Here is a 24,915-nt window from a genome sequence, read left to right as displayed (position 1 = left end):
TCGATGAAGCCTATGCGGCAGCGGAGCTGGCGATGCAACTCGCCGAAACAGCCTGTCGCGCAGGTGAATCCGCCGGCCTAACTCAAACAGAGCTGGCACGGCGAATGGGAACAACGCAGTCAGCGATCGCCGCGATCGAAACGGGCGCCCGCACACCGACAGTCAAACTTCTCGAAAGACTCGCCCGCGCGCGCGGAGGGCGACTCACGATTCGGATCGACGCCGCCCAAGTGGTCTGGTCCGTAAGTTCGTCGGGGTTTGTGACCAGACGCCGGTGGCGCCGAGTCTGCGCTGGTGGCATCGAGCCTGCGCCCACGGCTCAGCTTTTCGCCTCGGGCGCCGCAACCACCGCAGTCTCGACGCCCAGCCAACAGCGCCCCGACGAACTTCCGGGCGAGACCGCTAAGCGCCGAGCACTTCGATCCGACACTTCGGGCCGTGCGCGCGCGCAAGCCTGCCGTCCAGCGTGACCAGAGTTGCGTCCAGCGCCTCGGCAAGGGTGACATAGAACGCATCCCATCCACGGACGGAATCCCGCAGTTGCCACACCCGGTCGAGCATCCATCGGTGAGTAAACCGCTCACCTGGCCAGTCGCGTAGGTCGGCCACCGCCTGCCCGGCGGCCGTTCCGTCGAGACAGCCTCCCAGGTACTGGGCGCGGATCACACCGAGCACCTCGACATCGACGATCTCGGGGGCCGCTTGATCGGTATCCGTCGCGAGCCGCGCCGCGATCTCCGCCGACCTCGGAGTATCCGCCACGACTTCAAACAAGCATGACGCGTCAACGACGAGCATCAGGCCACTCGCCACGCCATTCGTCAAGGGTGGCCAGGACAGCGGTGGTCGAGACCTGCGATGGGCGGCGGCCAGTGCGGCGTAGCCATTCCGCGATCGACGGGCGAGCCGCCAAGCGAGTGGCTTCACGACGCAACAGCTCGGGAACCGTGATCCCGTCTTCTGCGGCTCGTCGCGCCAAGCCGGCGTATACCTCGTCGTCGATGTCGCGAATCTGCACAGTCTTAGGCATAATTACAACATATCATGCGCAGATGCATGTGGTCATGCGCTTCCGTATAGCCATGCACACGCGCCGCGCGCCGGCCGCACAGCACCCAGATCGCGCCGTACCGAAATGAAACTTCGATCGGGAGGTAGCGACATGTTTACAGCCAAGCTTCGGACGGTGGGGGTTCGGTCATGCTGGCGGTCCCGCCCGCGGTGCTCGACATGCTGCGGCTGCACGCCGGGTCGGCGGTTGGCCTGTCGGTCGATGCCGGTCACTTGATAGTGGAACCGCAGACGCGTCCGCGTTACACCCTCGACGAGCTCCTGTCACAGTGCGACGCCTCAGCCGACCTCACGGATGAGGATAGGGTTTGGCTCGATGGCGAACCCGTCGGCGGTGAGTTGCTCTAGGTGTCCGCGTCGGTCGTTTGTCCTGCCTTGTGCTCTGCGTCGCGTTCTCCGCCACTGGTGGCCGCCTCCATGGCTAATACTGAGTGCTCCGCTGCGCCCTTCGGCAAGGGGCAGTTTCACAGTGATCGGGCGGACGTATCCGTGACCACGGCGTCACAAACGGCTAACGGCGGGCAACGTTGCAGCGCAAAGGATTTGGCGCTGAGCTCGGCTTGTTTTGTCGATCAGTTTTCCAATGATGGTGCCCCAAGGCGTGCCGTGTCACGCGGAGGCCTGGGCCGGCGGCGCTCGGGATGAGCCCGGTTGTCCTCGATCTGGTGTTGCAATTGCGTGTTACGGAGATAAGCGTGCTCAGCCGCAGTCAAGGTAATGGCTGGTTCCAGTACGATCGTTCCATCGGACTGTTCGGTTGCCAGGTAGGTATCGTGGTGGCCTAGCTTGCCAAGGCTGATCCGACGTCTGCTGTCCACTTCAATGACTACGGATGCCATGTCGGCATCATAACCCCACAACCCCACCAATGCAATTGGGGCATTGGGGCAGATGAGGTATCGTTGGGCCTTGTGCTGGAGATGGATCCCGAGCCTTACGACCAGCTGGTCAGGCTCTACGAAAGCAATCCCACCCTTGCGGCACGCGTCGACGAATGGCTCGACCGCATCGAAGTTGACCCCACTGATCCCGCGGTTCGCCGACGCCTCATCCGTCCCGGCAGCGTATGGGCCATCACCGTCCCCGAATCCGTCCAGGATTATCTGATCTTGTGGGACCTCGACGGCGACACCCCGATAATCCGCTACCTCGGGCCCGACGTCCTCACCGGAAGTTGAGGCGCTATCCAATCCCGGCTTTGGTGGGTGCTCAAAAAATCGCGTGGAGCCAATCAACACAGCCTGTTCGCTCGGCTGAGCCATGAGAGAGACAGCGGCCAAAGGAAATCCGGCCCACTCCTGGCCCACTCCCGAGATGAATCTCGGTGCAAGCCGAACGATTGACTCGAGCACAGCAGGATAAGAGCCGGTGCACAGGCGGTAAGGCTGGCGATGCAGCTCGCCGAAACAGCCTATCGCGCACGTGAATCCGCCGAATTAACTCAAACAGAGCTGGGCAGTTTCAGTGAGCGCGATCACCGCCCCTAGCCAGTGGCGAGGTTGGGGTCAAGGAAGCGGCACAGCACCCAAATCGTATTATACTGAAATGAAACTTCGATCGAAGAGGGGCGGCATGTTTACAACTAAGCTTCGGAAGGTGGGGGGTTCGGTCATGCTGGCGGTCCCGCCCGCGGTGCTCGACATGCTGCGGCTGCACGCCGGGTCGGCGGTTGGCCTGTCGGTCGATGCCGGTCACTTGATAGTGGAACCGCAGACGCGTCCGCGTTACACCCTCGACGAGCTCTTGTCACAGTGCGACGCCTCAGCCGACCTCACGGATGAGGATAGGGTTTGGCTCGATGGCGAACCCGTCGGCGGTGAGTTGCTCTGACGCAGCCCGGCGACATATTCATCGTTTCGCTTGACCCGACACAGGGTCATGAGCAGCGCGGCACACGCCCCGTGTTGATCGTGTCCCCGACCGCCTTTAACCGTCTAACGCAAACTCCGGTGGTACTGCCAATAACGCGTGGCGGAAACTTCGCCCGCACAGCAGGTTTCGCGGTGTCGCTAACAGATGCCGGCACCCGCACCACCGGCGTCATCCGCTGCGATCAACCCCGAGCAATCGATATCGGGTCACGCAACGGGCGCAAAGTTGAACGCGTTCCGGCCGCGATTCTCGATGAAGTACTGGCCAAACTTGCCACGCTCTTCAGCTGAGCCCACGGCAAGTCGACAACTACGAAAGACATTGCGCCGCAAGGAAACTATGCCGGTTCGCCGACGGCACCGGGAAGATTCGCCTCGGCCTTGTTGTGCGCGTCGACGGCGTCACCGCGCGCGAGTTCGGCGGTCGCCACCGCCATCAGCAACGCGGCGGCCACCAGGGCGATCATCCCGACGCGACCGGTGTCCAGCGTCTCGCCGAGAACAACGACACCCAGCAGGGCCGCCACCACCGGCTGCGACACCTGCAGGGTCGGCATCGACGCGGTCAAGGCACCGGCCCGGAAAGCCGACTGCTCCCACGCGAATCCCCCGACCGCGACCGCCAGCCAGGCATACAGCTCGGGTGTGCGGGCCGCCGCCCCCACGCCATCGCCGAGTGCAGAGACGACTCCCTTGGTCAGCACCGCGAAAACCCCCCAGAGCGAACCGGACACGAACGCGAGCAACACCGCCGCCAAGGCGCCACCCCAGATCCGGGCAGCCACCAGGCACCCGACCAACAGCGGCACCAGCACCACCGCCACCGCGGCCCAGGTGTGCAGCGATGCGCGCGAGGAACCCGGCTGCGGGTTGCCGACCGTGACGATCACCGTCACCGCCGCCGTCAGCACGACGGCCCAAATCCACTCTCGGCCAGTCACCCTGCGGCGGGACAACGCCGCGCTAATCGGCAGCGCGAACAGCAGCGACAGCACAAGCAACGCCTGCACCAGCAGCACCGAACCCTGGTTTAGGGCGGCCGCCTGGAAGACGATGCTCGCCACGATCATCAGGGCGCCCCACCGCCACCGTCGGTTGCGGAGCAGCTTCGCGAACAATTCGATGAGGCCGACCGATGTGTCGGTGATCCGGTGTGTCGCACGTTGCTGAAGCACGTCGCCGATGGCGACGCACAGCGCAGCGCCCAGCGCGAGCAGGGCGGCGATATCCGCCTTGTCCATGGGCGGCTCCTCTGTCGGCATGGGTAGGGCAACGGGTACATACCTTCGAGCTCCCCCTTTTTACAGCCGCGCCGTACGGGCACATCACTCGGGCGGTGACATCGCCGCCGCGACGCGGCGCTGCCGCGCCCAGTGCCAGCCCGCTCGCGTCCTGCTTACGAGTCCGGGATAGGCTAACCCGCACAAGGGAGAATGCCGAGATGATGGAAAGTGAAGCGCATTTCGAGGCCCTCCGGGGTGCGGACCGCAGGAGACTTCCGCAGCGTCCGTTTGCCCCACTGAATGCGCTTGGCCATGCACCTATTATCCGTGTAGAAAATGCGTCATGAGTAAGCGAGTCAGCCTGATCCTCAAAGACGCCGACGAAGCGGTGATCGCGCCGTACCTCAGCGAAGGCTCCCCCTCGTTCGAGACGCTACGCCAGTGGGCGAGTCAACGAGGTAAGGGCGACATCAAATCGGAAGCCGGCGCGCTCCGCGTATTGCTCCAGGCCGGGGCTGAAGCGCTCCGTGAATACGTCCTCGACGCCGGATACGCCCAACTGGCTGCGGAGTTCAACTGCGAACCTGCGCGCTCCGAGCGGCAGGCGGCACAGGACCGCTACGCGCGCCGGACCGAGGCGTACGATCCGCCCGGTTGCCCTGGCGACCACGCGGCGCCCACGGCCACTGCATACCGTGCCTTTTGGGGACAAACGACACCACCAAAGCCTGTACTTTAGTTTTGATCCATAACCTTTGGCATGTGCCCTGATTGGCCTTTCGAGCCGCGTCCCACCCACAGCCCGCGGGAGCAGGCGTCTAGTTAGCTCAACGCCGGAATCACTTCGCGTTCAAACAATTCGATGCCCGAACGGTCATAGGCGGCCTCCGGGAAATAACAGATCGCGTACTCGCACCCAAGATCGCGGACCTTGGCGATCCGTTCGATCACCTGTTCCGGGGTGCCCGTCGCCGAGTCCAGGCCGCTGCCGCCGGCGATCATCGCATCCGCCACCGCCTCGGGCACATACCCGACCATCCGATCGCGCACCCGCTGAAGCCGTTCCTTGACGTCAGCGTCCGACGTGCCCAGCAGCGCAGTGAAATTGGCCGATCGCACGATGGCATCGAAGTCGGTACCCAGGTTGCGGCAGTGCTCCGCCAGCACCTGCGACTTGCGCGCGAACGCCTCGGGCTCCGGGGTGAAGTTGGTGTACTGGGCGTACTTCGCGGCGATGCGCAAGGTCACCTTCTCGCCGCCACCGGCGATCCACAGCGAAATCCCGTTATCCTGCAACGGCTTCGGAGCCACTATCGCGCCGTCGACCTGATAGTGCTCGCCGTCAAAGCTGACCTTGCCGTCGCGCCACGCGTCGCGCATGATCTGCACGCCCTCGTCCAGCCGGCCCAACCGCACCCGGGCCGACGGAAACCCGTAACCGTAAGCGCGCCACTCGTGTTCGTACCAGCCGCCGCCGATACCCATCTGGATGCGGCCGCCGGAGATGATGTCCGCGGTGGCCGCCACCTTGGCCAGGTACACGGGATTGCGGTAGCTCATCGCCGTACACATCTGGCCGAGCTTGATTCGCGAGGTGGTCGCCGCGTAGGCCGCCATCAACGTCCACGCCTCGTGCGTGGCTTCGCCGGTCGGCATCGGCACAGTGTGGAAGTGGTCGTAGACCCACAGTGAATCCCAGCCGCCGTCGTCGGCGTAGGTCGCCAGGTCGCGCATCACCGCCCAGTGCTTCTCGGGTTCGATGCCGACGAGATCCAACCGCCAGCCTTGCGGAATAAAGAGACCGAAGCGCATGCGTCCGACTCTAGAACGAAAGCGGGTGTTCAGATTCCAAGCGCGGCCAACGCCCCGTCGACCGTGGCGTGGCGCAACTCGTCGTAGGGCGTGTCGGGGAATTGCAGGCAGCAATCTTGCAGGCCACCGAAGGCGATCACCGCGCGCGTTGACTGCTCGAGTGTGGGGCTGGGACCGAACACCAGCTTTCCCAGCCGGTCGCGCCAGGCAAGCAGCTGGTCGATCAGGCCGAGATCGGCGAGCGTGGTCAACTCGGCAACCACCAACACCAGGTCGCCGCGATGCCGGAAGTGGTAGTCGAAGTACCCCTCGAGCAATTCGCGCGGGGTCGCGTCGCGCGCGCGTTCCCGGTCCGCGATGAACCGCTCCCCTTCGTCGATCAACGGCTGCAAGATGCTGCGCACCAAATCTTCTCGCGAGCTGAAGTGGTAGTACAACGCCGGCTTGGTGATACCCAACCGATCCGCGATGTCCTGCAAACTGGTGCGCTGCACACCCTTTTGGGTGAACAGTTCGCGCGCCACGTCCTGGATGCGCTGGCGGGTCTCGGAAGGCGTCCGGGTCACCCACCCAGAATAGTTGACCGATCGGTAAGTAAGTGCTTGACTCGCCTTACCAACTGTTAAGTAAGGAGGCGGGGCATGCGGATCCTCGTATCCGGCGCCAGCATCGCCGGGCCCGTGCTGGCGTACTGGCTGAGCCGTCACGGCTTCGAGGTCACCGTCGTCGAGCGCGCGCCGACGCTGCGCAAAACCGGCGGCCACGCCGTCGACCTGTTCCGTCCGGCGATGGAAATCTCGGCGCAGATGGGCGTGCTACCGCGCATCGAGGCGCTCGCCACCCAGACCACCCGGCTGACGATGTACCGCGAGGGCCGGCCGCGGCCCACGGAGATCGACCTCACCAAGATCTACCGCGCCGCCTCGGACCGGCACGTGGAGATCATGCGCGACGACCTCAGCGAGATCTACTACGCCGCCGGCCGCGACGACGTCGAGTACCTATTCGGCGACTCGATCACGACGATCGAGCACGACGGCGAGGTGACATTCGAGCACGCGGGTGGACGCAGGTTCGACGTCATCGTCGGCGCCGACGGGCTGCACTCCAACGTGCGGCGCCTGGTCTTCGGCGAGGAAGCCGGCCTCACCCGCTTCCTCGGGGGATATCTGGCGGTGGTGTCCGCGCCCAAGGCGTTGATCGACGACGCCGGGATGGTCGGCCACGTCGGGGTCGGCCGCGTGGCGGTGATCTACACCGCGGCACACCTGGACGACGCGCGGGTGGTGTTCCTGTTTCGCAGCGAACAGGAACTGACCTACGACCATCGGGATACGTTGCGGCAGAAGGAATTACTGCGTGGCGCCTTCGCGGGCATGCATTCCCAGGTGGACCGCTGGTTGGAGGAAATCGACCGGACGCCGACGTTTTATTTCGATGCGATCACGCAGCTGCGGATGGACAGATGGTCGCGCCGACGGGTCACCCTGGTCGGCGACGCCGGGTACTGCCCCGGCCCCGCGGTCGGCGGCAGCACCAGCCTTGCGGTGGTGGGCGCCTACGTGCTGGCCGGGGAGCTGGCCAAGGCGGACGGCGATCACCTGCGCGCGTTCGCCGCTTACGAGCTGGCGATGCGCGAGCCGGTGCGGCTAAGCCGGGCCTTTGCCCGAGGCGCCGCCAAGAGCATCGTCCCCAGCTCTAGAGTCGGAGTTTGGGCGTTAACCCGTGGGGCCCAACTCGTTTCGCTGATGCCGGGTTCGCTCTCCCGGGCGTTGGCGAAGCTGAACACCAAGGGCGTGCGGATGCACGACTCGATGCCGGTGCCGGACTACACCGTGGCGGCCGACGTGGGCGTGCGCCACGAAGGGAACGGTCTCCGCTGGAACTGACCCGCTGACCTCCGGCGGCGTAGAGCAGTGCGCTGCGCCGAGAACCAATGGGCGACTTATGAATCCACTATCACATGCGATATCAACTTCTCGGATCGTTCTTAATCTCGTGGTCAGCGATGTCTATGTGCGAAACGCCGTGGGAATGGCAAACACTGGCGATGGACGGGATGTTATCCACGTGCGTGAAATGCCATGCAATCCCATCCGCCGGGTTGTGTTCAGTGGGCCCGGGTGAGGAGACAGCCGCGAAGCCTGAGTCCCTGCGTGCACCGCGCCCTTTCGTGCGCGAGCAGACGCAAAATCGCCCAATTTCGGGACGAAATGGGCGATTTTGCGTCTGCTCGCGCGAAAACTATGTGGGCAGGAAGCGGTCGCCGTACTTGGCGGCCAGCTCGCGGGCCCGCGCCACGAAGGCCTCCTTGCCCGTACCGGCGGGGCCCTGATAGCCGACGATGAACTGCGCGCTACCACCGGTCCACGGCGGGAAGCCGATGCCCATGATGGACCCGATGTTGGCGTCGGCCGTCGACGTCAGCACGCCCTCGTCGAGACACTTCTGCGTTTCCAGCGCCTCGGCGAACAGCATCCGGTCGATCATGTCCTGCAACGGCGGCCGCGAACTCCCGGACTTGAACGCCTCCCGCAGCCCCGGCCACAGCCGGGTGCGCTTGCCGTCGACATACTCGTAGAAGCCGGCGCCCTTGAGCCGGCCGGGCCGGCCGAGTTCGATCATCTTCTCGACGACGGCTTCCGCCGGGTGCGGCACGTAGGTGCCGCCGGCGCCCTCGACCGCCTTGCGGGTGGCGACCGCGATCTTGTGCATCAGCTCCAGGTTGAGCTCGTCGGAGAGCTGCAGCGGCGGCGCCGGGTAGCCGGCCTGCGAACCGGCCTGTTCGATCGACGCCGGTTCCACGCCCTCGCCGAGCATGGCCAGCGCCTCGTTGACGAACGTGCCGATCACCCGAGACGTGAAGAACCCGCGGCTGTCGTTGACGACGATCGGGGTCTTGCCGATGGCCAGGGTGTAGTCGAACACGCGGGCCAGGGTCTCGTCGGAAGTCTTCTCGCCCTTGATGATTTCGACCAGCGGCATCTTGTCGACCGGCGAGAAGAAGTGGATCCCGATGAAGTCCTCCTGCCGCTTGACACCGGTCGCCAGACCGGTGATCGGCAGCGTCGAGGTGTTGGACCCGAGCACGGCGTTGGGCTCGACGATGTCCTCGATCTCCTGGAACACCTTGTGCTTGAGGTCCTGGTTTTCGAACACCGCCTCGATCACGAAGTCGACGCCCTTAAGGTCGGCCGCGTCGCCAGCCGGCTTGATCCGGTCCAGCAGCGCCTTGGACTTCTCCTGGGTGGTGCGGCCCCGCTCCAACGCCTTGGCCTCCAGTTTCTCGGAGTAGCCCTTGCCCTTCTGGGCCGCCTCGAGGCTCACGTCTTTGAGCACCACCTCAAAGCCCGCCTTGGCCGAGACGTAGGCGATGCCGGCACCCATCATGCCCGCGCCCAACACGCCGATCTTCTTGATCGGCGTCTTGCCGATGCCCTCGGGCCGCGACCCGCCGGAGTTGATGTGCTGCAAGTCGAAGAAGAACGCCTGGATCATGTTCTTGGCGACCTGCCCGGTGACCAGCTGCGCGAAGTAGCGGCTCTCGATGCGGCTGGCGGTGTCGAAGTCGACCTGCGCACCCTCGACCGCGGCGGCCAGGATGGCCCGCGGAGCCGGCATCGGCGCGCCCTTGAGCTGCTTGCGCAGGTTCGACGGGAACGACGGCAGGATGGCCGCCAGCCCCGGCGACGACGGAGTGCCGCCGGGCATCTTGTAACCCTTTTTGTCCCAAGGCTGTTCGTGCGCATCCGGGTTGGCCTTGATCCAGGCCTTGGCCCGCGGCACCAGCTCCTCGACCGTCGGCAACACCTCGTCGACCAGACCGATCTCCTTGGCCTTGGCCGGCTTGAATCGGGTGCCCTGCGCCAAGATGGTGACGAATGCGTTCTGGATGCCGAACATTCGCACGGTGCGGGTCACCCCGCCGCCGCCGGGCAACAGGCCCAGCGTCACTTCCGGGAGCCCGAGCTGGCTGCCCTTGACGTCGGCGACGATGCGGTGATGACAGGCCAGCGCGATCTCCAGGCCGCCACCCAGCGCGGCACCGTTGATGGCGGCCACGACGGGCTTGCCCAGCGTCTCCAGCGTGCGCAGATCCTTCTTCACCCGCTCGACCAGATCGAAAGCCTGCCCGGCGTCTTCGGGGCCGAGATTGATCATGCCGTTGAGGTCGCCACCGGCGAAGAACGTCTTCTTCGCGCTGGTGATCACCACGCCGGTGATCGAATCCCTTTCGGCGACAAGGCGTTCGACGACCTTGCCCATCGACTCGATGTAGGCCTCGTTCATCACGTTGGCCGACCCGGACGGGTCGTCCATGGTCAGCGTGACGATGCCGTCGGCGTCCTTGTCCCACTGAATTGTGTTGTCCGCCATGTGCTTAAACCCTCTCGATGATCGTCGCGACACCCATGCCGCCGCCAATACACAGGGTGATCAGCGCACGCCGAGCGTTGCGACGCTCCAGTTCGTCGACCATGGTGCCCAGGAGCATGGCGCCGGTGGCGCCCAGCGGGTGGCCCATCGCGATGGCACCGCCGTTCACGTTGAGCTTCTCGTCGGGAATGTTGAGGTCCTTCTGGAACTTCAGCACCACCGACGCGAACGCCTCGTTGAGCTCGAACAGGTCGATGTCGTCGATGGTCAGCCCGGCCCGGTCGAGCACCTTGCGGGTGGCCGGCGTCGGACCGGTCAGCATGATCGTCGGCTCGGCCCCGGTGGTGGCGGTGGCCACAACGCGCGCCCGCGGCGTCAGGCCCTGCGACTTGCCGGCGGCCTCGGAGCCGATGAGCACCAGCGCGGCGCCGTCGACGATCCCGGAGCTGTTGCCGCCGGTGTGGACGTGGTCGATCCTCTCGACCCAGTGGTACTTCTGCAGCGCGACGTCGTCGAAGCCGCCCAACGCCGCCAGGCCCTCGAAGGCGGACTTCAGCTTGGCCAGGCCCTCCATGGTGGTGTCGGGCCGCATGTGCTCGTCGTGGTCGAGAATCAGCAGACCGTTCTGGTCGCGGACCGGCACCACGGATTTGGCGAAGTAGCCGCCCGACCACGCCTCGGCGGCCTTCTTCTGGCTGCGCAGCGCGTAGGCGTCGACGCCCTCGCGGGAGAAGCCCTCGATGGTGGCGATCAGGTCGGCGCCGATGCCCTGCGGCACGAATCCGATGTCGTAGTTGGTGGCCGGGTCCAGCGCCATGGCGCCGCCGTCGGATCCCATCGGCACCCGGCTCATCGACTCGACGCCGCCGGCGAGGACCAAGTCGTCCCAGCCGGAGCGGACCTTCTGGGCGGCGGTGTTGACGGCCTCCAGCCCCGAGGCGCAGAACCGGTTGAGCTGCACGCCGCCGACGGTGTCCGGCATCCGCGCGGCCAGCACAGCGGCACGGGCGATGTCGGCGCCCTGGTCACCGACCGGCGAGACGACGCCGAGGATCACGTCGCTGATCAGGTTCTCGTCCAGGTCGGGGAAACGCCTGCGCAGCTCGTCGATCAGCCCGACGACCAGGCTCAGCGGCTTGACCTCGTTCAGCGATCCGTTCTTCTGCTTGCCGCGCGGTGTGCGGATGGCCTCATAGATGAAGGCTTCTTCGGACATGTCGACTTCCTGTTCGCAAATGGGGTTCGTATCCGCACCCTAACAAAACTCCCGGCCAACCTGTTGGTTGGGCAGCGCTGCGCCGGTGGGAGGCCCACCGCTCGTCGACTGTCACGCCAGCGCAGCGCTCGGCGCGGATCGCCACGCTGGCGTGACGCTCGACGCTCGACGCTCGGCCTAAGCTCGACGACCATGACCGTGTCGCGACTGCGGCCCTACGCCACCACGGTGTTCGCCGAAATGTCGGCTCTGGCCGCGCGGATCGGCGCGGTGAATCTCGGCCAGGGCTTTCCCGACGAGGACGGGCCGCCGGCGTTGCTGAAGGCCGCGCAAGACGCCATCGCCGAGGGCGCCAACCAATACCCGCCGGGAACAGGCATCGCGCCGCTGCGCCACGCCATCGCCGCGCACCGGCGGCGACACTTTGGCGTCGAGTACGACCCCGACACCGAGGTGCTGGTGACGGTCGGGGCCACCGAAGCCATCGCGGCGGCGGTGATCGGCCTGGTCGAGCCCGGCTCGGAGGTGATCTTGATCGAACCCTTCTATGACTCCTACTCGCCGGTGGTGGCGATGGCCGGCGCGCACCGGGTGGCCGTGCCGCTGGTCCCCGATGCCAGCGGCTTCGCCCTGGACGCCGACGCGCTGCGGCGGGCGGTGACGCCCCGCACCCGCGCGCTGATCGTCAACTCACCGCACAACCCGACCGGCACGGTGCTGAGCGCGACCGAGCTGGCGGCGATCGCGGAGATCGCGGTGGCGGCCGACCTGTTGGTGATCACCGACGAGGTGTACGAGCACCTGGTGTTTGACGGCCGCCAACACGTGCCCCTGGCCGGCTTCGACGGCATGGCCGAGCGGACCATCACCATCTCCAGTGCGGCCAAGATGTTCAACTGCACCGGCTGGAAGATCGGATGGGCTTGCGGCCCAGCGCAACTCATCGCGGGCGTGCGTGCGGCCAAACAGTATTTGAGCTACGTCGGCGGCGCGCCGTTCCAGCCCGCGGTGGCTCTGGCGCTGGACACCGAGGACGCCTGGGTGGCCGACCTGCGCAGCAGTCTGCAGGCCAGACGCGATCAACTGGCCGCCGGGCTGATCGACATCGGGTTCGAGGTGCACGACAGCGCCGGCACCTATTTTCTGTGTGCCGACCCGCGGCCGCTGGGCTACGACGACAGCACGGCGTTCTGCGCAGCGCTACCGGAAAAGGTCGGCGTGGCAGCCATCCCGATGTCGGCGTTCTGCGATCCGGCCGCCCCGCACGCCTCGAAGCAAGCCAAGGTGTGGAATCACTTGGTGCGCTTCACTTTCTGCAAACGCGACGACACCCTCGACGAGGCGATCGGGCGGCTGGCCGCGCTGCGGGACTGAACGGCTATGCATCCATAACGCGCTGCCGCAGCCCCTCCAGCGCGGCATGCAGGATCTTCTTGCGGGCCCGGTTGACCCAAAACTCGGGCAGCGGCGCCCACGGTTCGACCGTGATTGCAAACCGCACCCTGGTCTTGTTGTCACCCTCCCGGCTCAGCGTGTATTCCCCGTGCTGACCGTGCTGCTGCGCGGTCTTGGCCGCGTCCCACACCATCCAATCTGGGCCCCAGTGGTATTCGAGCATTTCCGTGTCGTGAATGCCGGTCACCGCGATGGTGACCTTCACGTGGTGCGGTCGCCCGTCGGGGTGTTTGTCGATAACTTCGACCCGTTTGTGCACCGATGACCACGACGGCACGGCGTCCACGTCGGCGAGTGCCTCCATGATCACTTCCGGGGGCGCGTCGATAACGATTTCCGACGCTGCCTGTACGGCCACCGCTAACCGCCGCCCATGACCAGGTTGCGCAGACCCTTCACCGCGGCGTTGAGGACATTTTCGGTTGCGCGCCTAACGACGAAACCGGGAATGGGCCCCGCCGGTTCGACGGTGATGTCGAAACGCACTCGCGTCTTGTCGAGGCCCTCGGGTTTGACGGTGTATTCGACATGCTGGCCGTGCTGCTGGGCGGTCCCTTTGGCATCCCAGACCACCCAGTCGGGGCCCCAGTGGTATTCCAGGACCTCTTTGTCGACGAGCCCCAGGATCCTGATGGTGGCCTTGACATGGTGGGGCCGGCCGTCGGGATAACGGTCGATCACTTCCACCTGTTTGTGCAGCGGCGACCAGGATGACAACAGGCCGACATCTGTCAGCGCCTCCATGACCACTTCTGGGGGCGCGTCAACGACGAATTCCCGTGATGCTTTGACGGCCACTGAGACCAACTTAGCAACGGCGCCCTCCGCGCGGACGATGTTCGCCGTAAATCCTTGGCTACCAGCCGATTTCGTCCACAGGTGTGGTTGCCGCCGGCGGCGGGCCAACCGGTCCGGCCGGCGTTCGGGAGAAACGCGGCGCGGGCGCGGCCTGTTCGACGCCGTGGGCGGTGATTATTGTTGAGCGTGCCTTCAAATGGTCGGCCACGGCGGCTTCGCTCCAAGTCAACACCGGGGTGACACACGCATCGGTGCCGACGAAAACCCGTGTCCACTCGTCACGGGTCCGGCCGGCGAACCTCTGCGCGAAGACGTCGTACATCCGTGGGTACGAACCGATGTCGAGCTGGCTGGGCACCTCGTCGGGCGACAGGCCGAGCCCGGCCAGCAACGCCGCGAAGAATTGCGGCTCGATGGCGCCGACGGCCACGTACTTGCCATCGGCGGTCTCGTAGCACCGGTAGAATGGGGCGCCGCCGTCGAGCAGGAACGACTCGCGCCTGTCGCGCAGCGCACCGGTCGACTTCATGGCCCACATCATCTGGACCAGCAGGCTGACCCCGTCGACCATCGCGGCGTCGATGACCTGGCCCTTGCCCGACCGTTCCCGCTCGTACAGCGCCGCCACGATGCCCAGCAGCACCAGCATCGAACCGCCGCCGAAGTCGGCGACCAGGTTCAGCGGCGGCATCGGCGGCCGGTCGGCGTACCCCAGCGCCGAGAGCGCACCGGTCTGCGACAGATAGTTGATGTCGTGGCCCGCCGTCTGGGCCAGCGGCCCGTCCTGTCCCCAGCCGGTAATCCGCGCAAAGATCAGCCGCGGATTGACCGCCGCACAGTCGTCGGGCCCGATGCCGAGTCGCTCGCAGGTGCCGGGCCGGAAGCAGTCCAACAGCACGTCGGCCTTGGCGGCCAGCTCCAGCAGCGCCTGAGGCTGCGCCTTGACGTCCAGGTCCACGATGCGCTTCCCGCGGTGCAGCAGGTCGCGGTCCTCAGGCGGCATCGTCACGACCGCTTGGTGGCGACCCGCTTCGCCCGGCTTCGCCGCGCTTGCGATCGCCACGCTGCCCGGGCGGCGCACCCGCACCACGTCGGCGCCCAAGTCGGCGAGCACCATCCCCGCGTGCGGCCCCGGTCCGATGCCGCCCAGTTCGATCACCCGCACCCCGGCCAGGGGCCCACCGCCGCTCACGGTGATTACTTACCCTTCTTCACCTTGAGCACCCGCTTGCGCAGGGCCGCGGTCGCCGTATCGATCGTCCCCTTGATCGCGCGTTTGAGCACGAAGCCGGGCAGGGGAACGTTCGGGTCGACGCTGATCTCGAACTTCACCAGGGTGGCCTGGCCCTGCGGAACCAGGGTGTACTTGCCGTCCTGCGAGCGCTGCTGGGCGGAGCTGACCAGCGTCCAGCTCACCGCGTTGTCGCTCCACGTGTAGGCCACCACCTGTTCGTCGGTGATCCCCGCGGTCTTGACCTTCATCTTCACCTTGCTGGGACGCCCGTCGTCTCCGGTCTCGAGGACTTCCGCGCTCTGGTGCGGGTCCGACCATTCGGGCATCGCCTCGAAATCGGCGATGACGTCCAGAATCTCCTCGGGGCCGGCTTCGATGACGATGTCGCGGGATTCTTTGATTGCCATGGCCCGCACATTAGGCGAACGGCGTGCCGGCCGGAACGGTTTCGGCCGAGCGTACCGTCGTGCTTGTGACTGATACCCCGACCGATGCGGGGCCCGGCCCCGGAAATTCCGCCTACACCGTCGGTGACTACCTGTTGGACCGCCTCGCCGAACTCGGCGTGTCCGAAATCTTCGGCGTTCCCGGCGACTACAACCTGGAATTTTTGGACCACATCGTGGCCCATCCCACCATTCGGTGGGTCGGCAGCGCCAACGAGCTCAACGCCGGTTACGCCGCCGACGGGTACGGACGGTTGCGCGGAATGTCGGCCGTGGTAACGACATTCGGCGTGGGAGAACTCTCGGCGGCCAACGCGATCGCGGGCAGCTACGCCGAGCACGTGCCCGTCGTGCACATCGTCGGCGGACCCTCCAAGGACGCGCAGGGCACCAGGCGCGCGCTACACCATTCCCTGGGCGACGGGGATTTCGAGCACTTCTTCCGGATCAGCCGCGAAATCACCTGTGCCCAGGCCAATCTCATGCCGGCGACGGCGTGCAGGGAGATCGACCGGGTGCTCAGCGAGGTGCGCGAGCAGAAGCGACCCGGATACGTCTTGCTGTCCACCGACGTGGCGCGCTTCCCCACCGAACCGCCCGACGCGCCGCTGCCCCGCTACGCCGGCGGCACCAGCCCCCGGGCGCTAGCGCTATTCACCGACGCCGCAACCGAACTCATCGGCGACCACCAGTTGACCGTGCTGGCCGACCTGCTGGTCCACCGCCTGCACGCCATCAAAGAACTCGAGGCGCTGCTGGCGGCCGACGTGGTGCCGCACGCCACACTGATGTGGGGAAAGAGCCTGCTCGACGAGAGCTCACCCAACTTCCTGGGGATCTACGCGGGCTCGGCCAGCGCCGAACGGGTGCGCACGGCGATCGAGCAGGCACCGGTGCTGGTGACGGCGGGCGTGGTGTTCACCGACATGGTCAGCGGCTTCTTCAGCCAGCGGATCGACCCGGCCCGGACCATCGACGTCGGGCAATACCAAAGCAGCGTCGCCGGCGAGGTCTTCGCGCCGCTGGAAATGGGCGCCGCGCTGGAGGCGCTGGCCACGATCCTGGTCCGGCGCGGGATCACGTCGCCACCCGTGGCGTCGCCGCCCGCCGATCCACTGCCGCCACCCCCGCCACGGGATCAACCACTTACCCAACAGATGCTATGGGACCGGCTTTGCGTGGCGCTCACACCGGGAAACGTGGTCCTCGCCGATCAGGGGACGTCGTTCTACGGCATGGCGGATCACCGGTTGCCGCACGGAGTCACCTTCATCGGCCAACCACTGTGGGGCTCAATCGGTTACACGCTGCCCGCGGCGGTCGGGGCCGCCGTGGCGCATCCGGACCGCAGGACCGTGTTGCTGATCGGCGACGGCGCAGCGCAACTTACCGTCCAGGAACTCGGCACCTTCTCCCGCGAGGGGTTATCCCCCGTCATCGTGGTGGTCAACAACGACGGCTACACCGTCGAACGGGCGATCCACGGAAAGACGGCCCCCTACAACGACATTGTCGGTTGGAGTTGGACCGACATTCCCCACGCGCTGGGCGTGGCCAATCATCTGGCGTTCCGGGCGCAGACCTATGGCGAGCTCGACGACGCATTCACCGCGGCCGCCGAGCACAAGGACCGCATGGTGTTCGTCGAGGTGGTGTTGCCGCGCCTCGACATCCCTCGCCTGCTCGGCCAACTCGTGGGACCCATGTCGCCGGTGAAGGCCGGTTAAGGCCGCTCGGTCTCAGCGCGGCTAGACCGAGTGTGCCGTGCGGTCCGGGATCGGTCCGCTCAGTCCGCCTCGATGCGCATCATGTCGAAGAACCGGCCAACAAAGAGCGGCGGGTAGGCACCCACGCCCGCCCCGGACATCCATTGGGCCGCGGCGTCGGGGTGGTCGATCCACCGCCGCGCGCCCTCCTCGTCGGGAAACTCCTGCAAGATCAGGACCTCATGCTCATCGTCGAAAGCCTGGAAAATCCAGGTCTTTCGGATACCGGCCGCGGTAAATCGGTCCGCTGCCGAGCTGACCCCCGCGAGCAGGGCCGACACGTCGTCGACCGACGCGATCGCGGCAACCACGACGCCCGGCGCCCCGGAGATGGCCGGCGGTACCGGAACGAACCGGTCGACGATCTCGCCGGCAAAGACCGCGGGGATGTCGTCGACACCAGCGGCATCGAACCAGTCGAAGAAGACCCGGGAGCGCAACAGTTCCACGATCGGCTCACGGCTGTGCACCCCGATCATTACCAGCACCCGGCCGTAGTCGTGGGTGGACGTGTACACCAGAACGTGGTGTGCGCCAATGTCGGCCAGTGCCGCTTTGTTGCGCTCGAGCAGCGGCCACACTCGGGTCGGATCCGGGATGCGATAATCCGATGCGATCACCATCGAATGTATCTCGTTCGTCGTCACCGCAGGCCTACACCGGATTGAACGACGAAATGAGCCATTTCCCATGAGCTTTCGTGAGCTTCACCGATACGCTGCTGGAGGTGAACGTCGGCTCTGGCCGATCCTTGCTCTGCGTGCTTTGGTTGACGAACAACAGCACGTCGGCCGAACCCGGACGCAAGTCCGACAGGGCGGCGCGGAGCACCACCGCGGTCGTCTTCACCGACTTCTGTTTGGCGGCCGGGGCAACGATCTGCCGAGTGAATTGGTCGTAGTAGGACAAGAAGTCACCGGTCAAATGTGATTTCGCGGAAGAGAAGTCGCGGTCAAGGGTATCGGGAGAATACGACAGGACCGCCACCGTTCCCTCGCTGGCGGCCGAAATCGCCGCCTTTGCGGCCGCGGCATCGGTGTCCCGATCCGGCAAGTACAAGAAATAGAACAGCGCACCCAGCAGCGCCAACGAAGCCGCGACCAACAACGCCAGCAGGGCGGGAAGGACCTTGCCGGACGACCGCTTCTTCAGCGTGGCGAAGGAGCGCTTCAACCGGCCGGGTGCCGCGCTGGCATCTGGCGTCTCCTCGGCTTCCGCAGTCTCTGGGAGTTCCGCTGTCTCTTCGGCTTCCGCAGTCTCTGGCACCGACGTTTCGTCCGCGGTCACGGCACGAACTCGACTTTCGATATCTTGAGCTGACCACCGTCGCGGGTGACCGTCACGATCAGCCGGTAGTTACGTGGATCCTGTTTGGCGCCAGCCGCATTGGTCACCTCCGACGTGGAGGCCACCAGCACCACCGCCGAATCGGCCGTCATCGTGTCTACAGCGGCGGCCTGAACGGTGCCTTGCGAGACCACCTTCGATTGTTCCACCACCTTGGTGAAATCGTCGGCCATCTTGAGGAAGTCGTCCTTGAACGAGCCGGTGGAGTTCTCGAGGATGCGCTGCACGCCTTGCTTGGCGTTGTTGAAGTCCAGCGATGTCAGCGTCACGACGCCCTGGCGTGCCGCCGCGGCGAACTCGGCCGCACGCTGCCGCTGCCGGACCGCATCGCGATGCTCCTTGATCATGTAGCCGCTGCCCGCCAGCGCGGCGAGAATAATAACGATGGCTATGGACGCGGCAATGGTGGACCATTTGGGACGGCGAAGCCTGGAAAGGCAGCGCCAGCGTCGCGCCGGCTTCTCCTCCTCGGCCGACGAGGCATCGGCATCGGCGGGACTCCCTTCGGCCTCGGCCGGACTCCCTTCGGTCTCGACGCTTTCCGGCTCGACCGCGGACTGGATTTCTTCCGACTCGATCTCGCGGGTGTCTTGCGCGGCGGCTGATTCCTGTTTTTTCGCTTCGGCGAGTTCGGCCTGGCGTCGCAATTGAATGGCGCGGGCACGGGCACGGGCGGCGGCGGCAAGAGCCTCCGCCTCCGCGGCCTCTGCCTCGGCCTGTTCGGCCATTGCCCGGATTTCGGCGGCGGTGCTTGGGGTTTCGTCCTCGTTCACCGGAACCGATTTCGTGTCAGTGGCATTTTGGCGGGCGCCGCCATTCACCGTTCACCAGCCCGGGAACGAGGCTGCTCGTGACTCAATGCCAAACTCCTCTGCCGCTTGCCCGTCGGTGGCAAGTTTGCTTCTGGCCACGGACGGCAGGCGACGGTATCCCGGCGTGGGCGTCGCCGTTCGGCAACCCTACTCGGCAGACGCGTTAACGCGCGAGCATCTGCGCCGATATTTTTCCGCCGCCAACGTCCTGACGATCAGGAGAGCCACGTTATCACCTTCTCCGGCCATTCCCGCCGATGCCGCCCTGGCCGCCACTCGACAAATGCCCAACAAGCTGTGAGAATATAGTTCTCTTATCTGGCATACGAGGATGGCACGCCGCCTACCGAAGCAAGTCTTTGACCACCTTGCCGGTGGCGTTGAGCGGCAGCGCCTCGAGAAACCGCACCGACCGCGGCACCTTGAACCCGGCCATGCGTTCGCGGCACCAACCGATCAATTCCTCAGCGCTGACAACACCTTTCCGGACAACGAACGCCTTGCCCACCTGTCCGAGCCGCTCGTCGGGGACACCGATGACGGCCGCCTGCGCGACGGCCGGGTGGTTGAGCAGGAAGCCCTCGATCTCGGCCGGGTAGGCGTTGAATCCGCCCACGATGAACATGTCCTTCTTGCGGCCGACGACACGCAGTCGCCCCGCGTCGTCCAGGTTGCCGAGATCGCCGGTGTGCAGCCAGCCGTCGGCGTCGATCGCCTCGGCGGTGGCGGCGGGATCGTCGAGATAGCCCTGCATGACGTTGTACCCGCGCACCAGGATCTCGCCGTCGCCGGCGATGCGCACCTCGACCCCTTCGCACGGCAGGCCCGCGGTGCTGGCCACATCCTCGAAGGAATCACCGGGCCGGGACAAGGTGACGTTGCCGGCCTCGGTGAGCCCGTAACCGGTCATCAACGTCCGGAACGGCAGCTCACCGTGGATGCGACGGACCAGTTCGACGGGGATGTCCGCGGCGCCGGTCACGCCCGCCCGCAACGTCGACAGCCTGGCCCCGTCGCCAACCGTCAACAACGAATGGTACAGCGTCGGCGGACCGGGCAGCATCGTGATGCGTTCGCGTTCAACGAGATCCACCACCGTATCGACGTCGAAAACCGCGACCGGCAGCATCGTCGCACCGCGCAGGAAGGACGCGACGAGGCCCGCCTTCAAGCCGAACGTGTGGAAGTACGGGTTGATCATCAAATAGCGGTCACCCTCGCGCAGATCCGCGAGCGTCGCCCACTCCTCGTACGCACGCAGCGTTTGGCGGTGATTCATCATCGCGCCCTTCGGGCGGCCGGTCGTGCCCGAGGTGAAAATGATGTCCGAGATGTCGGTGCCGCTCACCGGCCGCTCGAACGGGGAACCGCCGGAAAGGAAGTCGGATTTCAGATCGATGACCGGTGGAAGCCCGGAGGGCTTCAAAGAGGACAGAGTGTAATCCCGGCCCAGGAATCCCTTCTGCACCAGGACGGCCTTGGCTCCGCTGCGCGCGATGATGTCGCCCGCCTCCTCCGTCTTGAACCGGGTGTTCACCGGCACCAGCACACCGCCCGCGGTCAGCAGGCCGAACGCCGCGACGATCCACTCCGCGCAGTTCGGCGCCCAGATCGCGACCCGTTCACCCCTGCCGACGCCGAGGTCCGCGAAAGCGCCTGCGGCGCAACGTATTCGCTGCACCAGTTCAGCAAATGTGAGGCGCAGTGGACCGTCGACGACCGCTTCGGCGTCGCCGAAGCGGTCCGCCGCGCTCAAGACCATCTCGGGGATGGTCTGCCACGCCAACGTTTGGGTCACACGGTGACGAGCCGACCGAGGTTGCCGCCCATGATCTTTGCCTGGTCGTCGACGGGCAGGTGCGACAGCGCGTTGATGTAGTAGGTCGGCTCCGCCAGCCCTTCGGGGTGCGGCCAGTCCGAGCCGTACAGCACCTGGTCCACACCGACGAGGTTGATCAGATCGTCGATGCCCTCCTCGAAGAACGGGCTGACGTAGACCCGGTTCTTGACCATCTCGACGGGGTCGCTCGGGAACGCTTCCGGGGCCTTCCGGAAGACCTCGGCCAGGCCGTCCAGCAGCGGGGTCATCCATTTCGATCCGGCCTCGACGATCGCGACCTTCAGCTTGGGGTGGCGGTAGAGCGCGCCGTGGATCACCCACGAGCCCACCGCGTCCTGGATGGGCCGCCACTCGTTGAGGATGCCCATCGCGTTGGTTTGGAACGGCAGCATCTCCTGGTCGGCGCCGTCCCACTCGGAGGTGTACCGGGAGTAGCCGCTGTCGCTGGAGTGCATGCCGACCAGCACGTCGTGCTCGACGACCCGCTCCCAGAACGGGTCGAACTCGGGCAGCGCGAACGATCGGGGGCCGCGAAATCCGGGGACCGGCGCCGGACGGATCAGGATGCACCGCGCGCCGCGCTTGACCACCCACTCCAGCTCCTCGATCGCCTTCTCGACGATCGGCAGGGTGATGACCGGGGTGGTGAAGATGCGGTTCTGGTAGTTGAAGCCCCAGACCTCGTCGAGCCACTGGTTCAGCGCATGGATCAGGACGTGGATGGCGACCGGGTCGTCGCGCAGCCGCTCCTCGATCAGGCTGGCCAGCGTCGGAAACATCAGGGTGCGGTCCAGGCCCAGCTCGTTCATCTTCTCCAGGCGCGGGCCGGGCTCGAAGAACGCCGGGATCGCGCGCATCGGCTCGCCGAACAGCTCGCGCTTGCTCTTGCCTTCCGGGTTGCCGTACTTGAAGTATTCCTCCCAGGCGCCCGGCCGGGCGACGACCTCGAAGGTCGGGTTGGGAATGTAGTTGCTGATCACGCCGCGGAGCGCGATCTTGGTGCGCCCGTTGATCTGCACGTACTGGACGTAGTCCTTGTACTCCTTGGGCAGGTACTTGGTCAGCGCTTCCGGCGGCTCGTAGAGATGATTATCCGCGTCAAAGAGTGGGAACGGGACGTCCACCCGATGCGACAACTGCCCCATGAAATCCTCCTTCGCAATTTCTGAGAATTGTATTCTCTCCAGGTCGCCAACCGCAACGCGTGGCCCCGCTCGAGCGCTCGGCGCGGGACGTCAGCAGGTCGCGATGATCTTGAAGGCGGCGGTGGCCGGTTCACCGGGCTTGTCGGTGTTGTAGCCGTTGGCGGTGCCGGTGATGGTGAATTTGTCGCCGCTCAGGCTCATGTCGGCGTCGCCGCCGTCGCCTTGGGAGTACATGCCGGTGAAGCCGCCCAAGTTCCGGATGCGCACGGACTCGGTGGTGAGCGGTTCCGCTCGTTGATCGATGACAACGGTGGCCCCAGCAAAGTCGCCGCCGATGTCGATCGTCCGGTACCACTCCAACTGACTGCACTTGACGACATGGATGTTCGCGTCGTTGCCGTTGACCGTGACCGACGCCGTGCTGGACACCTGGGTCGGCGGACGCGACGTGCAGGCCCCGAGCACGGCGACGGCGAGAGCGGCCGCGAACGCGGCAGCGATTCGGCTACGCACCGGACCACCCCCATCCTCGCCGACGAAAGTTCTTCGGCCTGCGACGATGATGTTATTCTCCCGATAAGAGAATGCCAATATCGGCCGTTCTCGCCCGAGGAGCGACGACGCATGGTGGACCTGGAGATCGACGGCGGGTTGGCGGTGCTCACCATCGATCGTCCCCACGCTCGCAATGCCATCGGACTCGACACCATGCATCAGCTGGAGAAGGCGCTCGACGCGGCCGCGGACGCCAAAACCCTTGTCATCAAAGGCGCGGGCGACCGGGCATTCGTCTCCGGCGGCGACCTCAAGGAGCTGAGCGCGCTGCGGACCGAGGAGGATGCCGCCGCGATGGCCAAGCGGATGCGGGCGGTCTGCGATCAGCTTGCCGGCTTCCCGGCCCCGGTGATCGCCGCGCTGAACGGACACGCCTTCGGCGGCGGCGCCGAGGTCGCCGTCGCCGCCGACATCCGGATCGCCGCCGACGACATCAAGATCGGCTTCAATCAGGTCGAGCTGGAAATCATGCCGGCCTGGGGCGGCGCCGAGCGACTGGCCGCCCTCGTCGGGAAGGGCAGGGCGCTTCTGCTGGCGGGTACCGGAACCGCCGTCGACGCCACCGAGGCCCAGCGAATTGGCTTGGTGGATCTGGTGTTTCCCCGGTCATCGTTCGACGAGGGATGGCGATCGGTGGCGACGAAACTGGCCCGCCATCCGGCGACGGAGATAAAGCGCGTAATACGGGGAGTTCCTCCCGACGAGGCGATAGCATCCTTTGCACGGCTGTGGGTTGCCGACGCCCACTGGCAGGCCGCAGAGCGGGTGATGAACCGCACCGCCAGTCCGCGCCCGGCAGCCGGAGGAGCGTCATGAACACCACCGTGAAGACACTGTTGGTCGCAAGCTCGGCGACATCGTTGATTGTGGCGGATTTGCTGGTCGGCAGCGGACGGGCACAGGCCGACCCTGTGTGGCATCAGGTCGTGTACGTCGTCTCGTCCACGAGCCCGGCCTACGTCGACATCTTCTATCAGGATCAGGACCCGACACTCTTCTCCGACTACAGCCACAACCCGTACACCTTCACCCCGCAGGTCCATGCGGATATCGCCCCCGGTAAGCCGTGGGTTCAGCCGGTGAACCTGTTAAACCCCGATCAGTGGGCGATGGTGACCGTCACGACCGGCCGGCGACCGGCCGCACCCGGCGGCATTCAATGCGACCTGTCGGTGGACGGGAAGATCGTGGTGTCCAAAATCGGCCCCAAGGGCGCGCTCTGTTCGCTGCGCACCTGGTGAACCGGCCCGGCCGGCTCCGGCTCCCCTTCCAGGCGGCGCAGATAACTCTCGACCAGCTCTAGGGTTTCGGCGTGACCGGCGGACATGCCGAGCGCCTGCTCGAGCACCAGAAACCGCGACAGGCTGGTCATCAGCACCGTCCACACCACCGGGGGCACATCGTCGGCTTCCACACCGTAGCGCCGCAGCGCGCCCGTCACCGCTCGGCGTTGTTCCTCGCGGAAACGTTCTGCGTAGTAAGCGATTTCGGTTCGCATCTCCTTGCGATGGTTGGCCAGTGCCATGAATTCCATCGAAATCCGGGTAAATCCGGGATCGGTGCCGAATCTCCACAGCGCCCATAGCGGCTGGGCCGATTGCAGCGCCTGCGCCTGAACCGCCAGGCCTTCCTCGGCGCGGCGGCGAAAGACCGCCAGGAACAGCTCGTCCATGGTGCGGAAGTAGTAATGCACGAGTTGGGGTTTGAGCCCGGCCTTGTGCGCGAGCCGGCGCGACGTCACCGCGGCATAGCCCTCGTCGAGCATGAGCCGCTCGGCCGCGTCGAGCAGCAGGCCGCGATTCTTCGCGTCCGGCGCCCCGATCCTGCGGGCCGCTGAAGCAGATGCCATGCCCTGCCCTCTGTCCTCTCCGCGCCCCCGTGCCGACCAGACGGATCGTATCGTGGCGCGCCGCCCGCGACCTTGACCCTGACATTACCGCCATGCTA

Annotated in this window: 30 protein-coding genes; 11 read left to right on the top strand and 19 right to left on the bottom strand. The window is 65.8% G+C overall.

The window, feature by feature from the left end:
- Window positions 1-32 precede the first annotated feature (32 nt).
- Complete coding sequence (locus K3U93_RS03895) at window positions 33-470, top strand: helix-turn-helix transcriptional regulator (RefSeq protein ID WP_254893541.1); 438 nt, start codon at window positions 33-35, stop codon at window positions 468-470.
- Here the strand turns inward: K3U93_RS03895 and K3U93_RS03890 are convergent.
- Both K3U93_RS03890 and K3U93_RS03885 read right to left on the bottom strand, forming a co-directional pair.
- The gene (locus K3U93_RS03890; protein WP_230981574.1) at window positions 403-762 is read right to left on the bottom strand and encodes a type II toxin-antitoxin system VapC family toxin; all 360 of its coding nucleotides are present in this window, start codon (window positions 760-762) and stop codon (window positions 403-405) included. The two genes, K3U93_RS03895 and K3U93_RS03890, sit on opposite strands and share 68 nt — an antisense overlap.
- A 22-nt stretch (window positions 763-784) precedes the next feature.
- Window positions 785-1,030, bottom strand: a complete 246-nt coding sequence (locus K3U93_RS03885; RefSeq protein ID WP_139796755.1) for a hypothetical protein — start codon at window positions 1,028-1,030, stop codon at window positions 785-787.
- Between the two features lie 170 nt (window positions 1,031-1,200).
- Here K3U93_RS03885 and K3U93_RS03880 point away from each other — a divergent pair, with 170 nt between their 5' ends.
- On the top strand, window positions 1,201-1,419 hold the full coding sequence (locus K3U93_RS03880) for an AbrB/MazE/SpoVT family DNA-binding domain-containing protein (protein WP_083009286.1): 219 nt from the start codon (window positions 1,201-1,203) through the stop codon (window positions 1,417-1,419).
- Window positions 1,420-1,643: 224 nt separating this feature from the next.
- Here K3U93_RS03880 and K3U93_RS03875 read toward each other — a convergent pair whose 3' ends face one another.
- Window positions 1,644-1,910, bottom strand: a complete 267-nt coding sequence (locus K3U93_RS03875) for a hypothetical protein (protein WP_139796754.1) — start codon at window positions 1,908-1,910, stop codon at window positions 1,644-1,646.
- Window positions 1,911-1,982: 72 nt separating this feature from the next.
- Here K3U93_RS03875 and K3U93_RS03870 point away from each other — a divergent pair, with 72 nt between their 5' ends.
- From K3U93_RS03870 to K3U93_RS03860, 3 genes are all read left to right on the top strand, one after another.
- Window positions 1,983-2,249 carry a hypothetical protein gene (locus K3U93_RS03870; RefSeq protein ID WP_083009283.1) on the top strand — a complete coding sequence of 89 codons (267 nt, stop codon included), beginning with the start codon at window positions 1,983-1,985 and terminating at the stop codon, window positions 2,247-2,249.
- A gap of 418 nt (window positions 2,250-2,667) precedes the next feature.
- Window positions 2,668-2,901 carry an AbrB/MazE/SpoVT family DNA-binding domain-containing protein gene (locus K3U93_RS03865; protein ID WP_277622374.1) on the top strand — a complete coding sequence of 78 codons (234 nt, stop codon included), beginning with the start codon at window positions 2,668-2,670 and terminating at the stop codon, window positions 2,899-2,901.
- Window positions 2,898-3,233, top strand: a complete 336-nt coding sequence (locus K3U93_RS03860) for a type II toxin-antitoxin system PemK/MazF family toxin (protein WP_083009280.1) — start codon at window positions 2,898-2,900, stop codon at window positions 3,231-3,233. The genes K3U93_RS03865 and K3U93_RS03860 overlap by 4 nt, the downstream gene beginning before the upstream one ends.
- Before the next feature lie 47 nt (window positions 3,234-3,280).
- On the opposite strand, the gene K3U93_RS03855 is transcribed toward K3U93_RS03860, so the two are convergent.
- Window positions 3,281-4,183, bottom strand: a complete 903-nt coding sequence (locus tag K3U93_RS03855; RefSeq protein ID WP_083009277.1) for a DMT family transporter — start codon at window positions 4,181-4,183, stop codon at window positions 3,281-3,283.
- Window positions 4,184-4,508: 325 nt separating this feature from the next.
- On the opposite strand from K3U93_RS03855, the gene K3U93_RS03850 reads away from it, so the two are divergent.
- Window positions 4,509-4,904 carry a hypothetical protein gene (locus K3U93_RS03850; protein WP_230981573.1) on the top strand — a complete coding sequence of 132 codons (396 nt, stop codon included), beginning with the start codon at window positions 4,509-4,511 and terminating at the stop codon, window positions 4,902-4,904.
- 83 nt (window positions 4,905-4,987) lie between these two features.
- On the opposite strand, the gene K3U93_RS03845 is transcribed toward K3U93_RS03850, so the two are convergent.
- Window positions 4,988-5,977: an LLM class F420-dependent oxidoreductase gene (locus K3U93_RS03845; RefSeq protein WP_083009274.1), complete on the bottom strand. Its 990-nt coding sequence runs from the start codon at window positions 5,975-5,977 to the stop codon at window positions 4,988-4,990.
- Window positions 5,978-6,006: 29 nt separating this feature from the next.
- The gene (locus K3U93_RS03840) at window positions 6,007-6,543 is read right to left on the bottom strand and encodes a TetR/AcrR family transcriptional regulator (RefSeq protein ID WP_083009272.1); all 537 of its coding nucleotides are present in this window, start codon (window positions 6,541-6,543) and stop codon (window positions 6,007-6,009) included.
- 75 nt (window positions 6,544-6,618) lie between these two features.
- Between K3U93_RS03840 and K3U93_RS03835 the strand changes: the two genes are divergently transcribed.
- On the top strand, window positions 6,619-7,866 hold the full coding sequence (locus tag K3U93_RS03835) for an FAD-dependent monooxygenase (RefSeq protein ID WP_083009269.1): 1,248 nt from the start codon (window positions 6,619-6,621) through the stop codon (window positions 7,864-7,866).
- 355 nt (window positions 7,867-8,221) lie between these two features.
- Here K3U93_RS03835 and K3U93_RS03830 read toward each other — a convergent pair whose 3' ends face one another.
- Both K3U93_RS03830 and K3U93_RS03825 read right to left on the bottom strand, forming a co-directional pair.
- A complete protein-coding gene (locus K3U93_RS03830; protein ID WP_083009267.1) occupies window positions 8,222-10,354 on the bottom strand; it encodes a 3-hydroxyacyl-CoA dehydrogenase NAD-binding domain-containing protein in 2,133 nt (710 codons plus the stop codon).
- Window positions 10,355-10,358: 4 nt separating this feature from the next.
- Window positions 10,359-11,570, bottom strand: coding sequence for an acetyl-CoA C-acetyltransferase (locus tag K3U93_RS03825; protein WP_083009264.1), 1,212 nt, complete (start codon window positions 11,568-11,570; stop codon window positions 10,359-10,361).
- A gap of 192 nt (window positions 11,571-11,762) precedes the next feature.
- Here K3U93_RS03825 and K3U93_RS03820 point away from each other — a divergent pair, with 192 nt between their 5' ends.
- Window positions 11,763-12,944, top strand: a complete 1,182-nt coding sequence (locus tag K3U93_RS03820; RefSeq protein ID WP_083009262.1) for a pyridoxal phosphate-dependent aminotransferase — start codon at window positions 11,763-11,765, stop codon at window positions 12,942-12,944.
- Window positions 12,945-12,948: 4 nt separating this feature from the next.
- Here K3U93_RS03820 and K3U93_RS03815 read toward each other — a convergent pair whose 3' ends face one another.
- The 4 genes from K3U93_RS03815 to K3U93_RS03800 are packed head-to-tail and all read right to left on the bottom strand — an operon-like array spanning window position 12,949 to window position 15,464.
- Window positions 12,949-13,383, bottom strand: coding sequence for an SRPBCC family protein (locus tag K3U93_RS03815; protein ID WP_083009259.1), 435 nt, complete (start codon window positions 13,381-13,383; stop codon window positions 12,949-12,951).
- Window positions 13,384-13,385: 2 nt separating this feature from the next.
- Window positions 13,386-13,823, bottom strand: a complete 438-nt coding sequence (locus K3U93_RS03810; protein ID WP_083009257.1) for an SRPBCC family protein — start codon at window positions 13,821-13,823, stop codon at window positions 13,386-13,388.
- Window positions 13,824-13,881: 58 nt separating this feature from the next.
- Window positions 13,882-15,015: a CaiB/BaiF CoA transferase family protein gene (locus tag K3U93_RS03805; protein ID WP_083009254.1), complete on the bottom strand. Its 1,134-nt coding sequence runs from the start codon at window positions 15,013-15,015 to the stop codon at window positions 13,882-13,884.
- Window positions 15,016-15,020: 5 nt separating this feature from the next.
- On the bottom strand, window positions 15,021-15,464 hold the full coding sequence (locus K3U93_RS03800; RefSeq protein ID WP_083009251.1) for an SRPBCC family protein: 444 nt from the start codon (window positions 15,462-15,464) through the stop codon (window positions 15,021-15,023).
- Between the two features lie 65 nt (window positions 15,465-15,529).
- Between K3U93_RS03800 and K3U93_RS03795 the strand changes: the two genes are divergently transcribed.
- Window positions 15,530-17,230 (top strand): alpha-keto acid decarboxylase family protein, encoded by a 1,701-nt coding sequence (locus K3U93_RS03795; protein ID WP_071509786.1) that lies wholly within the window; start codon window positions 15,530-15,532, stop codon window positions 17,228-17,230.
- Between the two features lie 59 nt (window positions 17,231-17,289).
- On the opposite strand, the gene K3U93_RS03790 is transcribed toward K3U93_RS03795, so the two are convergent.
- The 6 genes from K3U93_RS03790 to K3U93_RS03765 all read right to left on the bottom strand — a co-directional run bounded on the left by K3U93_RS03790 (window position 17,290) and on the right by K3U93_RS03765 (window position 22,926).
- Window positions 17,290-17,916, bottom strand: a complete 627-nt coding sequence (locus tag K3U93_RS03790) for a fatty-acid--CoA ligase (RefSeq protein WP_139796753.1) — start codon at window positions 17,914-17,916, stop codon at window positions 17,290-17,292.
- Between the two features lie 7 nt (window positions 17,917-17,923).
- The gene (locus K3U93_RS03785; protein ID WP_083009249.1) at window positions 17,924-18,556 is read right to left on the bottom strand and encodes a twin-arginine translocation pathway signal; all 633 of its coding nucleotides are present in this window, start codon (window positions 18,554-18,556) and stop codon (window positions 17,924-17,926) included.
- Complete coding sequence (locus K3U93_RS03780) at window positions 18,553-19,389, bottom strand: Rv1363c family protein (protein WP_139796752.1); 837 nt, start codon at window positions 19,387-19,389, stop codon at window positions 18,553-18,555. The genes K3U93_RS03785 and K3U93_RS03780 overlap by 4 nt, the downstream gene beginning before the upstream one ends.
- 382 nt (window positions 19,390-19,771) lie before the next feature.
- Window positions 19,772-21,226, bottom strand: coding sequence for a FadD3 family acyl-CoA ligase (locus K3U93_RS03775; RefSeq protein WP_083009244.1), 1,455 nt, complete (start codon window positions 21,224-21,226; stop codon window positions 19,772-19,774).
- The gene (locus K3U93_RS03770) at window positions 21,223-22,413 is read right to left on the bottom strand and encodes an amidohydrolase family protein (RefSeq protein ID WP_083009241.1); all 1,191 of its coding nucleotides are present in this window, start codon (window positions 22,411-22,413) and stop codon (window positions 21,223-21,225) included. Before K3U93_RS03770 ends, K3U93_RS03775 begins: the two co-directional genes overlap by 4 nt.
- A gap of 90 nt (window positions 22,414-22,503) precedes the next feature.
- A complete protein-coding gene (locus tag K3U93_RS03765) occupies window positions 22,504-22,926 on the bottom strand; it encodes a lipoprotein LpqH (protein ID WP_083009238.1) in 423 nt (140 codons plus the stop codon).
- 111 nt (window positions 22,927-23,037) lie between these two features.
- On the opposite strand from K3U93_RS03765, the gene K3U93_RS03760 reads away from it, so the two are divergent.
- Together K3U93_RS03760 and K3U93_RS03755 are read left to right on the top strand one after the other, a co-directional pair.
- On the top strand, window positions 23,038-23,784 hold the full coding sequence (locus K3U93_RS03760; RefSeq protein ID WP_083009235.1) for an enoyl-CoA hydratase/isomerase family protein: 747 nt from the start codon (window positions 23,038-23,040) through the stop codon (window positions 23,782-23,784).
- Window positions 23,781-24,209: an Rv2576c family protein gene (locus K3U93_RS03755; RefSeq protein WP_083009232.1), complete on the top strand. Its 429-nt coding sequence runs from the start codon at window positions 23,781-23,783 to the stop codon at window positions 24,207-24,209. Before K3U93_RS03760 ends, K3U93_RS03755 begins: the two co-directional genes overlap by 4 nt.
- Here the strand turns inward: K3U93_RS03755 and K3U93_RS03750 are convergent.
- Window positions 24,125-24,817 (bottom strand): TetR/AcrR family transcriptional regulator, encoded by a 693-nt coding sequence (locus K3U93_RS03750; RefSeq protein WP_083009230.1) that lies wholly within the window; start codon window positions 24,815-24,817, stop codon window positions 24,125-24,127. The genes K3U93_RS03755 and K3U93_RS03750 overlap by 85 nt on opposite strands.
- Window positions 24,818-24,915 lie beyond the last annotated feature (98 nt).

Source organism: Mycobacterium malmoense (assembly GCF_019645855.1).
In the GTDB taxonomy this organism is placed as follows: Bacteria; Actinomycetota; Actinomycetes; order Mycobacteriales; family Mycobacteriaceae; genus Mycobacterium; species Mycobacterium malmoense.
Note: the sequence above shows the minus strand (reverse complement) of the source record. Positions and strands in the feature narration are given on the sequence as shown.

Bases quoted from the DNA above. Each gene is read 5' to 3' on its own strand.
- K3U93_RS03895 (WP_254893541.1), top strand. From the start codon at position 33: ATGCAACTCGCCGAAACAGCCTGTCGCGCAGGTGAATCCGCCGGCCTA.
- K3U93_RS03885 (WP_139796755.1), bottom strand. From the start codon at position 1,030: ATGCCTAAGACTGTGCAGATTCGCGACATCGACGACGAGGTATACGCC.
- K3U93_RS03880 (WP_083009286.1), top strand. From the start codon at position 1,201: ATGCTGGCGGTCCCGCCCGCGGTGCTCGACATGCTGCGGCTGCACGCC.
- K3U93_RS03875 (WP_139796754.1), bottom strand. From the start codon at position 1,910: ATGGCATCCGTAGTCATTGAAGTGGACAGCAGACGTCGGATCAGCCTT.
- K3U93_RS03855 (WP_083009277.1), bottom strand. From the start codon at position 4,183: ATGGACAAGGCGGATATCGCCGCCCTGCTCGCGCTGGGCGCTGCGCTG.
- K3U93_RS03850 (WP_230981573.1), top strand. From the start codon at position 4,509: ATGAGTAAGCGAGTCAGCCTGATCCTCAAAGACGCCGACGAAGCGGTG.
- K3U93_RS03845 (WP_083009274.1), bottom strand. From the start codon at position 5,977: ATGCGCTTCGGTCTCTTTATTCCGCAAGGCTGGCGGTTGGATCTCGTC.
- K3U93_RS03835 (WP_083009269.1), top strand. From the start codon at position 6,619: ATGCGGATCCTCGTATCCGGCGCCAGCATCGCCGGGCCCGTGCTGGCG.
- K3U93_RS03830 (WP_083009267.1), bottom strand. From the start codon at position 10,354: ATGGCGGACAACACAATTCAGTGGGACAAGGACGCCGACGGCATCGTC.
- K3U93_RS03825 (WP_083009264.1), bottom strand. From the start codon at position 11,570: ATGTCCGAAGAAGCCTTCATCTATGAGGCCATCCGCACACCGCGCGGC.
- K3U93_RS03820 (WP_083009262.1), top strand. From the start codon at position 11,763: ATGACCGTGTCGCGACTGCGGCCCTACGCCACCACGGTGTTCGCCGAA.
- K3U93_RS03800 (WP_083009251.1), bottom strand. From the start codon at position 15,464: ATGGCAATCAAAGAATCCCGCGACATCGTCATCGAAGCCGGCCCCGAG.
- K3U93_RS03770 (WP_083009241.1), bottom strand. From the start codon at position 22,413: ATGGGGCAGTTGTCGCATCGGGTGGACGTCCCGTTCCCACTCTTTGAC.
- K3U93_RS03760 (WP_083009235.1), top strand. From the start codon at position 23,038: ATGGTGGACCTGGAGATCGACGGCGGGTTGGCGGTGCTCACCATCGAT.
- K3U93_RS03755 (WP_083009232.1), top strand. From the start codon at position 23,781: ATGAACACCACCGTGAAGACACTGTTGGTCGCAAGCTCGGCGACATCG.
- K3U93_RS03750 (WP_083009230.1), bottom strand. From the start codon at position 24,817: ATGGCATCTGCTTCAGCGGCCCGCAGGATCGGGGCGCCGGACGCGAAG.